The sequence below is a fragment of the Pseudomonas sp. UBA7500 genome (assembly GCF_002478435.1).
Taxonomy (GTDB): Bacteria; Pseudomonadota; Gammaproteobacteria; order Pseudomonadales; family Pseudomonadaceae; genus Aquipseudomonas; species Aquipseudomonas palmensis.
The window spans coordinates 1-10,763 of the sequence record NZ_DLNW01000007.1 but is presented as its reverse complement, the minus strand read 5'-3'; the positions used below and the strand labels follow the sequence as shown (position 1 = coordinate 10,763).

6 protein-coding genes and 5 pseudogenes are annotated in these 10,763 nt (G+C 65.5%); all 11 read left to right on the top strand.

Annotation, left to right across the window (positions count from 1 at the left end; translation table 11 throughout):
• Window positions 1–287, top strand: a 287-nt coding sequence (locus B4I46_RS06135) for an Asd/ArgC dimerization domain-containing protein (RefSeq protein WP_286899095.1), incomplete at its 5' end; no start/stop codon positions are given.
• Window positions 288–435: 148 nt separating this feature from the next.
• A complete protein-coding gene (locus B4I46_RS06130; RefSeq protein ID WP_213606045.1) occupies window positions 436–1,446 on the top strand; it encodes an aspartate-semialdehyde dehydrogenase in 1,011 nt (336 codons plus the stop codon).
• A 701-nt stretch (window positions 1,447–2,147) separates the two neighbouring features.
• Complete coding sequence (locus B4I46_RS25580; protein ID WP_422662685.1) at window positions 2,148–3,092, top strand: FimV/HubP family polar landmark protein; 945 nt, start codon at window positions 2,148–2,150, stop codon at window positions 3,090–3,092.
• 61 nt (window positions 3,093–3,153) lie between these two features.
• Window positions 3,154–4,488 carry a FimV/HubP family polar landmark protein gene (locus tag B4I46_RS06120; RefSeq protein WP_286899090.1) on the top strand — a complete coding sequence of 445 codons (1,335 nt, stop codon included), beginning with the start codon at window positions 3,154–3,156 and terminating at the stop codon, window positions 4,486–4,488.
• Between the two features lie 119 nt (window positions 4,489–4,607).
• Window positions 4,608–5,358 (top strand): annotated as a pseudogene (truA, locus tag B4I46_RS06115) (tRNA pseudouridine(38-40) synthase TruA).
• A gap of 38 nt (window positions 5,359–5,396) precedes the next feature.
• A pseudogene (locus tag B4I46_RS06110) lies at window positions 5,397–6,018 on the top strand (phosphoribosylanthranilate isomerase).
• A 283-nt stretch (window positions 6,019–6,301) separates the two neighbouring features.
• Window positions 6,302–7,212: pseudogene (accD, locus tag B4I46_RS06105) on the top strand (acetyl-CoA carboxylase, carboxyltransferase subunit beta).
• Window positions 7,209–8,511 (top strand): annotated as a pseudogene (gene folC, locus B4I46_RS06100) (bifunctional tetrahydrofolate synthase/dihydrofolate synthase). The pseudogenes accD and folC overlap by 4 nt, the downstream one beginning before the upstream one ends.
• A pseudogene (locus tag B4I46_RS06095) lies at window positions 8,495–9,075 on the top strand (SPOR domain-containing protein). The pseudogenes folC and B4I46_RS06095 overlap by 17 nt, the downstream one beginning before the upstream one ends.
• A 100-nt stretch (window positions 9,076–9,175) precedes the next feature.
• Window positions 9,176–9,730: a CvpA family protein gene (locus B4I46_RS06090; protein WP_043862843.1), complete on the top strand. Its 555-nt coding sequence runs from the start codon at window positions 9,176–9,178 to the stop codon at window positions 9,728–9,730.
• Window positions 9,731–9,771: 41 nt separating this feature from the next.
• Window positions 9,772–10,763 (top strand): amidophosphoribosyltransferase (purF, locus tag B4I46_RS06085; RefSeq protein WP_286899085.1); only part of this gene is annotated, 992 nt, incomplete at its 3' end.

Sequence of the window (10,763 nt, the reverse complement as noted above, 5' to 3'; positions counted from 1 at the left end):
GCCAGGCGCTGACCATCAAGCTGAACAAGGACGTGCCGATCGCCGACATCGAAGGCATGATCAGCCAGCACAACCCCTGGGTGAAGCTGGTGCCGAACCAGCGCGAGATCAGCATGCAGGAGCTGAGCCCGACCAACGTCACCGGCACGCTGAACATCCCGGTAGGGCGTCTGCGCAAGCTGAACATGGGGTCGCAGTACCTGGGCGCCTTCACCGTGGGCGACCAACTGCTGTGGGGCGCGGCCGAGCCGCTGCGTCGCATGCTGCGGATCCTGCTGGAGCGTTGATCGCTGCTGCGCGTTAGAACAGGCCCCCTCGTCTTGCGACGCAGGGGGCTTTTTTGTGGTGGCCTGATGCCTTTGCCGGCACCGGGTGGTCTCGCTGCGGCAATCCGAGTAAAGTGCCGCTCCCCCCGTTCTGCCAGAGGCACTGTCCATGACTCAGACCTACGATATCGCCGTGATCGGCGCCACCGGCACCGTCGGCGAGACCTTGGTGCAAATCCTCGAGGAGCGCGATTTTCCCCTGGGCACCCTGCATCTGCTGGCCAGCAATGAGTCGGCGGGCAGCTCGGTGAACTACCGTGGCAAGAACCTGCGCGTGCGCGAAGTCGATGCCTTCGACTTCAGCCAGGTCAAGCTGGCGTTCTTCGCCGCAGGCCCTGCGGTTACTCGCAGTTTCGCCGCCAAGGCGCGTGCCGCCGGGTGTGCGGTGATCGATCTGTCCGGCGCGCTGTCGGCCGAACAGGTGGCAGCAGTGGTGCCCGAGGCCAATCCACAGGCCATCGACAGTCAGAACCTGCCCGTGCAACTGGTCAGCCCGAGCGCTGCCGCGGTGGCCTTGGCGGTGGTGCTGGCCCCGCTCAAGCACCTGCTGGAACTGGAACGGGTCAACGTGACGGCGTGCATGGCGGTGTCGGCACAGGGCCGCGAGGCGGTGGGCGAACTGGCCCGGCAAACTGCCGAGTTGCTCAATGCGCGTCCGCTGGAGCCGCGCTTCTTCGATCGCCAGGTGGCGTTCAACCTGCTGGCCCAGGTGGGTACCAGCGACAGCGAGGGCCATGGCGCGCTGGAACGTCGCCTGGTGAGTGAGCTGCGCGAGTTGCTTGGCCTGCCTTCGCTGAAGATTTCCGTGACCTGTGTTCAAGTCCCGGTGTTTTTCGGCGATAGCTACACTGTGGCCGTGCACAGTCGCAAGGCGGTCGATCTGGCGGCGGTGAACGCCGTGCTGGAGCACGCCGACAGTGTCGAGCTGGTGGAGGCGGGTGACTACCCGACCCCGGTCGGTGATGCGGTGGCCCAGGATGTGGTGTATGTCGGGCGGGTGCGTGGCGGTGTTGACGAGGCCGAACAGCTCAATCTCTGGCTGACCACCGACAACGTGCGCAAAGGCGCGGCGTTGAACGCCGTACAGCTGGCGGAGTTGTTGATAAAACACCTTGCGTAAAAGATACTTGGCGACGATTTGCACATTGTTTCTGAAATACTGGAAGTGAGCGGCCGTCACGCGCTTGCGGGGCACCTTGCCAACATGATCCGGTGGTCATGCCAGTCAAATGCCTCACGGCGGTTTTTCACTTTCTTCTCGGTAGCCGGGGAAGGTTCATACAAAGGATGAGGTCATGCTTCGAATTCGCAAACTGGTGTTAGCAATAGCCGCGGCATCGGCGCTGTCCTCGGGTATGGCGCATGCGCTGGGGCTGGGCGAGCTGACCCTCAAGTCGGGGCAGAACCAGCCGCTGGATGCCGAGATCGAATTGCTCGATGTGCGTGACCTCACTCCCGCCGAAGTGGTGCCCAGCCTGGCGCCGGCCGAAGAGTTCAGCAAGGCCGGGGTCGAACGCCAGGCGTACCTCAACGACCTGACCTTCACCCCGGTAATCAACCCCAGTGGCAAGAGCGTGCTGCGGGTGACCTCCAGCCAGCCGCTGCCGGCCCCTATGGTCAAGTTCCTGGTGCAGGTGATGTGGCCCCAGGGCCGCCTGCTGCGCGACTACAGCGTACTGATCGACGCCTCCAAATTCTCTCCCGAAGCGGCCCAGGCGGCTTCGGGCGTCNNCCGCGCCCGCCCGCCACACCACCGTGCGTCGCGACACCTTGTGGCAGATTGCCGCCAAGGCGCGCCAGGGTGGATCGGTGCAGCAGACCATGCTGGCGATCCAGGCGCTCAACCCCGATGCCTTCTACAACGGCAACATCAACCAGCTCAAGGTTGGCCAGGTACTGCGCCTGCCCGACCAGCAGCAGATCGCCGCCATCCCCCAGGGCCAGGCCGTCAAGGAAGTGGCCGAGCAGTATGCGGCCTGGCGTGAGGGGCGCCGTCTGGGCCCGCGTGCGCGCCAGCTCGACGCCACCCGGCGTGACGCGGCCGGCGCCGCCCCGGCGCGTATCGCCCAGCAGGACAACCTCAAGCTGGTGGCACCCGGCGGCAAAGGTGCGGCTGGCGACAGCAAGGCCCTGGCCGACAAGCTGGCGATGGCCGAAGAGAGCCTCGACACCACCCGGCGTGACAACGCCGAGCTGAAAAGCCGTGTGGCGGATCTGCAGAGCCAGCTGGACAAGCTGCAGCGCCTTATCGAACTGAAGAACGACCAGCTGGCGCGCCTGGAAGCCCAGAGCGCAGCGCCGGCGAGCGTGCCTGCGCCCGAGCAGCCGGCGATCGATGCCCAGTTGCAGCAGGCGGTACCGAGCGAAGCGGTGGTGTCCCCGGCGCCGGCTGCCGTGGATACCGCGCCGGTGGCCGAAACGCCGCCGGCTGCCGTTACCCCGAGCGATTCGGACAAGATGCTCGACGACCTGCTGGGCAACAGCTGGCTGCTGGCGCTGATCGCAGGTTCAGCCTTGCTGGTGCTGTTGTTGCTTCTGCTGCTGTTGGCGCGCAAGCGTCGTGCCCAGCAGGAGGCTGAAAAGCACATGCGCATGGCGCGAGCCCTGGCCGAGGAAAGCGACCTGGGCCTGGGGCCGGACATGGACCTGCCGCAAAGCAGTTTCGAGGGCCTGGAGGTCTCCGCGCCGAGCGTGACCCTGGCGCCGGGTGTGGTGGCGGCCTCCGCTGCAGCGGCTGCGGCTGCCGAGGTAGCNNCCCGCCTATGACAGGCTGGACCCGGAGTCCGAGCTGGAGCTGGAGCCGGAATTCGAGCCCAAGCCGGCCCCCGTGGTCGAGCCCGCGCCCGAGCCGGTAGAGGTTCCGTCTCCGGCCCCGGCTGCGGTGGTGGCACCGGCCGTCATCGCGGCTGCCGTGCAGGCACCGGCCGAGGACGCCCCCGCGCCAAATGATGATGCCCTGCTGGCGGAAGTCGACCTGAGCATTGCCCGTGGTCGTCTGAACCATGCCGCCGAGCTGCTGGAGCCTGCGGTGGAGCAGGCCCCCGAGCGCGCCGACCTGCGCCTGAAGCTGATGGAAGTCTATGCCCGCCAGGGCGACCGTGACGCCTTTGTCGGCCACGAGCGCCAACTGGTTGCCAATGGTCAGAACCACGCCGATGTCGAGTCGCTCAAGCAGCGTTACCCGGCCATGCTCGGCGTGGCCGCTGCGGGCGTCAGCGCTGCGGCCCTGGCCGCCGAGCTGGATGCCCAGTATGTGCAGGACCTGCTGCAGGACGACCCGCAGCCCGAGCCGGAAATCGAGTTGCCGGGCGAAGACGACCTGGACAGCGCCTTCGACCTGAGCCTGGATGACCTGGAGGGGTTGGAAGGCCTTGAAGACCTCGAAGGTCTCGAGGGCCTGGCAGACCTGCAGATCGATGATCCTCAGGCCCCGCAGGCCATGCCGCCTGCCGATATCGCGGCGCTCGACGACCTCGATTTCGATACCCTGCTGCAAGAGCAGACCCAGGCCCAGGCCCAGGCCGAGACGCCAGCGCCGCACGTGCCCGACGTGCAGGAGCAGGCAGTGACTGAAGTGCCGGCCGAGACACCCGCCGAGGTGCCTGCCGAGCCGATGCCCGAACCTGCACCGGTCGAGCCCGAGCCAATCCTGGATGACCTGTCCGACTTCGACCTCGACATGGGCGCCGACCTTGCGCCACCGGCGCCTGAAGCTGCACCCGCCGCTACGCCTGAAGCGCCACTGGATATCGAGGCCCAGTTGGCCGCGTTCGATGACTCACTGGGGCTGGACGACAGCTTCCCGGACCTGGCCGATGATTTCGACCTGTCCCTGGCCGACGAGCCGGACCCGCTGGACGCCAGCTTTGCCGCCGAGCTGGACGACGTCAACGCCGAGCTCGACAAGCTCTCGCAGAACCTCGAGCAGCCTTCCATCGCGCCGCACTTCACCGCCGAGGACGCCTCCGACCTGATGCTCGACGAGCCGGAGTTCGACTACCTCTCCGGTACCGACGAAGCCGCCACCAAGCTCGATCTGGCACGTGCCTACATCGACATGGGCGACAACGACGGCGCCCGCGAGATACTCGATGAAGTGATGAAGGAAGGTACCGAGACCCAGCGCAAGGAAGCCATCGAACTGCGTTCGCAGATGAGCTGAACGCCCACCTGAAAGGCCAACGGCAGCCCTCGTGGCTGCCGTTGTCGTTATAATCCGCGCCATTGCGTAAACCGACAGGCTGTATCCCCTTGGAAATCATCGATAACGCCGCAGCCGAAATGGCCGCCGAAGGCTTTTTCAGAATCGCGCTGGGCGTGGAATACAAAGGCACCCGCTACCGTGGCTGGCAACGCCAGGCCAGTGGCGTGCCGAGCGTGCAGCAGACCCTCGAGGAGGCGCTGTCGAAGGTCGCCGACTCGCCAGTGTCGCTGCAGTGCGCCGGGCGTACCGATGCCGGCGTGCATGCCAGCGGCCAGGTGGTGCATTTCGACACGCGGGCGGTGCGCAGCATGAAGGCCTGGACCATGGGCGCCAACATCAACCTGCCGCATGACGTCAGCGTGTCGTGGGCCAGGCAGATGCCGGCGCACTTTCACGCGCGCTTCAAGGCCATTGCCCGGCGCTACCGCTATGTGATCTACAACGACCAGATCCGCCCGGCGCACCTGGGCGACCAGGTCACCTGGAATCACCGCCCGCTCGATGCCGGGCGCATGGCCGAAGCCGCAGCCTACCTGGTGGGCACCCATGACTTCAGCGCCTACCGCGCCGGCCAGTGCCAGGCCAAGTCGCCGATCAAGCAGATCCATCACCTGCGGGTGAGCCGGCATGGGCGCATGATCGTGCTGGATATCCGTGCCAGCGCCTTCCTGCATCACATGGTGCGCANNGACCGCGCACCCGTTCGGGCTGTACCTGGTGCAGGTGGAATACCATGACGAGTTCGAACTGCCTGAGCGTTTCATCGGGCCACATTTCCTTACGGGTTACGAGTCGTTGACGGCTGACGGCCCGCAAGGCATTTGCTAACATCCGGAGCTTTCCGGTTCAGCTGAGGTTCACAGGCCATGTCCGCCGTTCGCAGCAAGATCTGCGGGATTACCCGCATCGAGGATGCGCTGGCCGCGGCCGAGGCGGGCGCCGACGCCATCGGGCTGGNNGTTCTACGCCAGAAGTCCGCGGGCGGTGAACGTGCAGCAGGCGCGGGCGATCATCGCTGCACTGCCGCCCTTCGTCACCACCGTGGGCCTGTTCGTCAACGCCAGCCGCTGTGAGCTCAACGAGATCCTCGACGCCGTGCCGCTGGACCTGCTGCAGTTTCATGGCGACGAAACCCCGGCCGACTGCGACGGCTACCACCGTCCCTGGATCAAGGCCCTGCGGGTTCGCCCCGGGGATGACCTGGAGGCCTGCTGCCAGCAGTACGCCAAGGCCAGCGGCATCCTCCTCGACACTTTCGTGGCCGGCGTTCCGGGTGGAACCGGCGAGGCGTTCGACTGGTCCCTGATACCCGAGCACCTGAGCAAGCCGATCATCCTGGCTGGCGGCCTCTCGGCCGACAATGTCGGGGCGGCCATCGCCCAGGTGCGTCCTTATGCAGTGGACGTCAGTGGTGGGGTGGAGCAGGCCAAGGGCATCAAGGACCCGGCCCGCATCGAGGCGTTCATGCGCGCGGTGCGCCAGGCGTGAGGGGCGGGCGAATGCTCGATGTGACGGCTGGCGGTGCGCCATCGTCCATAGCTTTCGCAGCCCGTTGCTGCCGGATCGCGCCCACGGGCCGATCGAAATTACCGGGTGGCGCCACCGGCGTCGCCTTTACAGGTTGACGATGAAGCTGGGGCAGGGTGGTACCGCGCTGAACGCGCACCGCCGGCCACGTTTCATCATCGCGTCATACACGAATTGAGCTCAAGGGCATACGCGTGACCCGGCAACTTTTGCCTGCCGGTCGCCGCTACTGGAGAAAGAAAGCATGAGCAACTGGTTGGTAGACAAACTGATCCCTTCGATCATGCGTTCCGAGGTGAAGAAGAGCTCGGTACCCGAAGGGCTGTGGCACAAATGCCCGTCCTGCGAGGCCGTGCTGTATCGTCCGGAGCTGGAAAAGACCCTGGATGTGTGCCCCAAGTGCAATCACCACATGCGCATCGGCGCACGTGCACGCATCGACATCTTCCTCGACGCCGAAGGCCGCAATGAGCTGGGTGCCGACCTGGAGCCGGTCGACCGCCTGAAGTTCCGCGACGGCAAGAAGTACAAGGACCGCCTGGTTGCTGCGCAGAAGCAGACCGGCGAAAAGGACGCCCTGGTTTCCATGAGCGGTACCCTGCTGGGCATGCCGGTGGTGGTCAGTGCGTTCGAGTTCTCCTTCATGGGCGGTTCGATGGGTGCCATCGTCGGCGAGCGTTTCGTGCGTGCCGCCAACTATGCCCTGGAAAACCGCTGTCCGATGGTCTGCTTCTCGGCCTCGGGCGGCGCGCGCATGCAGGAAGNNTGATGCAGATGGCCAAGACCTCCGCCGTGCTGGCGCGCCTGCGCGAAGAAGGCATCCCGTTCATCTCGGTTCTCACCGACCCTGTTTACGGGGGCGTTTCGGCCAGCCTGGCAATGCTCGGCGACGTGATCGTAGGCGAGCCCAAGGCGCTGATCGGCTTTGCCGGCCCACGGGTTATCGAACAGACCGTGCGCGAAAAACTGCCTGAAGGCTTCCAGCGCAGCGAGTTCCTGCTGGAGCATGGTGCCATCGACATGATCATCGCCCGATCCGAACTGCGCCCGCGCCTGGGCAACCTGCTGGCACAGATGATGGGCCTGCCGACGCCGAAGTTCGTCGCCCCCGTGATCGAGCCGATCGTGGTACCACCGGTGCCTGCCAACGTATGACCCAGCGAACCCTGGGCGAGTGGCTCGCCTACCTCGAGCAGTTGCACCCGTCGACAATCGACATGGGCCTGGAGCGTTCGCGGCAGGTCGCAACGCGCCTCGGGCTGGGCCAGCCCGCGCCTCGGGTGATTACCGTTACCGGCACCAATGGCAAGGGCTCTACCTGTGCCTTCGTGGCCAGCCTGCTGCAGGCCCAGGGCCTGAAGGTCGGGGTCTACAGCTCGCCGCACCTGCTGCGCTACAACGAGCGGGTGCAGATCGACGGCCAGCAAGCCAGCGATGCGCAGCTGTGCCAGGCATTCGCCGCCGTCGAAGCGGCGCGTGGCGAGACCTCCCTGACCTACTTCGAGGCCGGTACCCTGGCGGCGTTCTGGCTGTTCCAGCAGTCGGCGCTGGACGCCGTGGTGCTTGAAGTGGGCCTGGGCGGGCGGCTCGACACCGTCAACCTGGTGGACGCCGACCTGTCCGTGGTCACCAGTATCGGTGTCGACCATTGCGATTTCCTTGGCGATACCCGTGAGTCGGTGGCCTTCGAGAAGGCCGGGATTTTCCGTGCCGACAAGCCGGCGCTGTGTGGCGNNCCCGCCGCAGCCGTTGCTGGACAAGGCACGCGAACTAGGCTGCCGGTTCCTGCTGCGCGGACGCGACTTCGACCTGTCCAGCACCGACCAGTACTGGCAGTGGCGGGGCGTGGATGCGCACGGCAATGCCGTCGAGCTGCACGACCTGCCGTTGCTCGATCTGCCCATGGAAAACGCGGCGCTGGCGCTGCAGACCTACCTGCTGACCGGCCTGCCCTGGAATGCCGCGCAGATCGCCCAGGCACTGCGCGACACCCGTATCGTCGGGCGTCTCGACCGTCGCCAGTTCATCTGGCAGGGCAAGCACCTGAGCATTCTGCTCGACGTCGGCCATAATCCACATGCGGCTCAGTACCTCGCTCAGCGCCTGGCTTCGCGCCCGGTGCCCGGCAGGCGCCTGGCGGTGTTCGGCCTGCTGGCCGACAAGGACCTGGCCGGGGTGATCGAACCGCTGCATGCGCAAGTGGCCCACTGGGCGGTTGCGCCTCTGGATACCGCCCGCAGCCGGCCTGCAAGCGAGTTGCAGGCCGCGTTGCAGAACCTTGGCGCCGACGTGAAGTCGTATGCAAGCGTCGCCGACGCCCTTGACGGGCAGTGCGCGCAAGCGACGGCAGGCGACCAGATCCTGTTGTTCGGATCATTTTTCTGTGTCGGCGAGGCCCTGCAGTGGCTGAACCGGCAGACCATGGAGGACGGGGCAAATGGCGTTGCTGGATAAAGTCGTCAAGCAGCGGATGGTGGGCGCGCTGGTGCTGGTGGCACTGGCGGTGATCTTCCTTCCGATGCTGTTCACCCGTGAGGACGAGCTGCGCCAGGTGCATGTCGAGGCGCCCGCCGCCCCGTCTGTGCCGGCCTTGCCGCAGGTGCAGGTGGAGCCGGTGGAGGTGCCCGAGCCGCAGGTGATCCAGGATGAGGCGCTCACCGCCCAGGAACCCAGCGCACCGAGCACGCCCATTGCCCCGGCACCGGTGGTGACTGCACCCACCCCAGCGCCCGCCGCGCCGGTNNTGCCAGTGCACCTGCCAAGGTCGATGGCAATGGCCTGCCGGTGAGCTGGTCGGTGCAACTGGCCAGCCTGTCCAACCGCGCCAATGCCGAGAACCTGCAGAAAACCCTGCGTAGCCAGGGCTACAACGCCTATATTCGCTCGGCCGAAGGTACCAACCGGGTGTTCGTCGGGCCGCTGATCGAGCGTGCCGAAGCCGAGCGCCTGCGCGATGTGATCAACCGCCAGCAGAACCTCAAGGGTTTTGTGGTGCGCTTCCAGCCCGAACGTAGCTGACCCCCCCGCCGTCCGGCCGCCGCCGGACGGCAAATCACCGCTTACCGATAGCCCACCGCTCTGGTAAAATGCGCCGCCTTATCCGTTTGCAGGCAGCACTGTGGCATTTACCTGGGTCGACTGGGCGATTCTCGCGATCATCGCCGTTTCTTCGCTGATCAGTCTCAAGCGCGGTTTCGTCAAGGAAGCCTTGTCGCTGCTTACCTGGATCATCGCCGGTGCAGTCGCCTGGATGTTCGGTGGCGGTATCTCGCAGTACCTTGAAGGCTACATCCAGACGCCATCGGCGCGGGTGATAGCCGGATGTGCCATTCTTTTCGTCGCCACCTTGCTGGTGGGGGCAATGATCAATTTTCTGATCGGCGAGCTGATTCGCGTCACCGGGTTGTCCGGGACCGATCGCTTCCTGGGCATGGCGTTCGGCGCCGCTCGCGGGGCCCTGCTCGTCGTGGTGGCGGTCGGGCTGCTGAGCCTGGGGCCGGTACAACAGGACCCGTGGTGGCAGGAGTCTCGCCTGCTGCCACAATTTCTATTGGTGGCTGACTGGTCGAAAAACCTCATTCTGGGGCTGACCAGCCAGTGGCTAGCCAGCGGAATCAGCGCACCGGCTGATCTCCCGTTTCAAGAACAGTTGCTTGGGCCCAAAGCGCCCTGAGTGCTGATCCGTCAAGTTTCATAATGTAGGGGTTGCGTCGCATGTGTGGCATCGTCGGTATCGTCGGTAAGTCGAACGTCAATCAGGCGCTGTATGACGCGCTAACCGTGCTCCAGCACCGCGGCCAGGATGCTGCCGGTATCGTTACAAGCCATGATGGCCGACTATTCCTGCGCAAGGACAACGGCCTGGTACGTGACGTGTTCCAGCAGCGTCACATGCAGCGTCTGGTGGGCCACATGGGCATCGGTCATGTGCGCTACCCGACCGCGGGCAGCTCGACCTCGGCCGAGGCCCAGCCGTTCTACGTCAACTCGCCGTATGGCATCACCCTGGCGCACAACGGCAACCTGACCAACGTGGAGCAACTGGCCAAGGAGATCTACGAGTCCGACCTGCGCCACGTCAACACCAACTCCGACTCCGAAGTGCTGCTCAACGTATTCGCCCATGAGCTGGCGGTGCGCGGCAAGCTGCAACCGACCGAGGAAGACGTGTTCGCCGCCGTGACCGACGTGCACAACCGTTGCGTGGGTGGCTACGCGGTGGTGGCGATGATCACCGGCTACGGCATCGTCGGCTTCCGCGATCCGAACGGCATCCGCCCGATCGTGTTCGGCCAGCGTCATACCGACGAAGGCGTCGAATACATGATCGCCTCCGAAAGCGTCTCGCTGGACGTGCTCGGCTTCACCCTGATCCGCGACCTGGCGCCGGGCGAAGCGGTGTACATCACCGAAGAAGGCAAGCTGCACACCCGCCAGTGCGCCATCGCGCCCAAGCTTTCCCCCTGCATCTTCGAGCACGTTTACCTGGCCCGCCCGGATTCGATCATCGACGGTGTGTCGGTGTACAAGGCGCGCCTGCGCATGGGCGAGAAGCTTGCCGAGAAGATCCTGCGCGAGCGTCCCGAGCACGACATCGACGTGGTCATCCCGATTCCCGACACCAGCCGTACTGCGGCGCTGGAACTGGCCAACCACCTGGGCGTGAAGTTCCGTGAAGGCTTCGTCAAGAACCGCTACATCGGCCG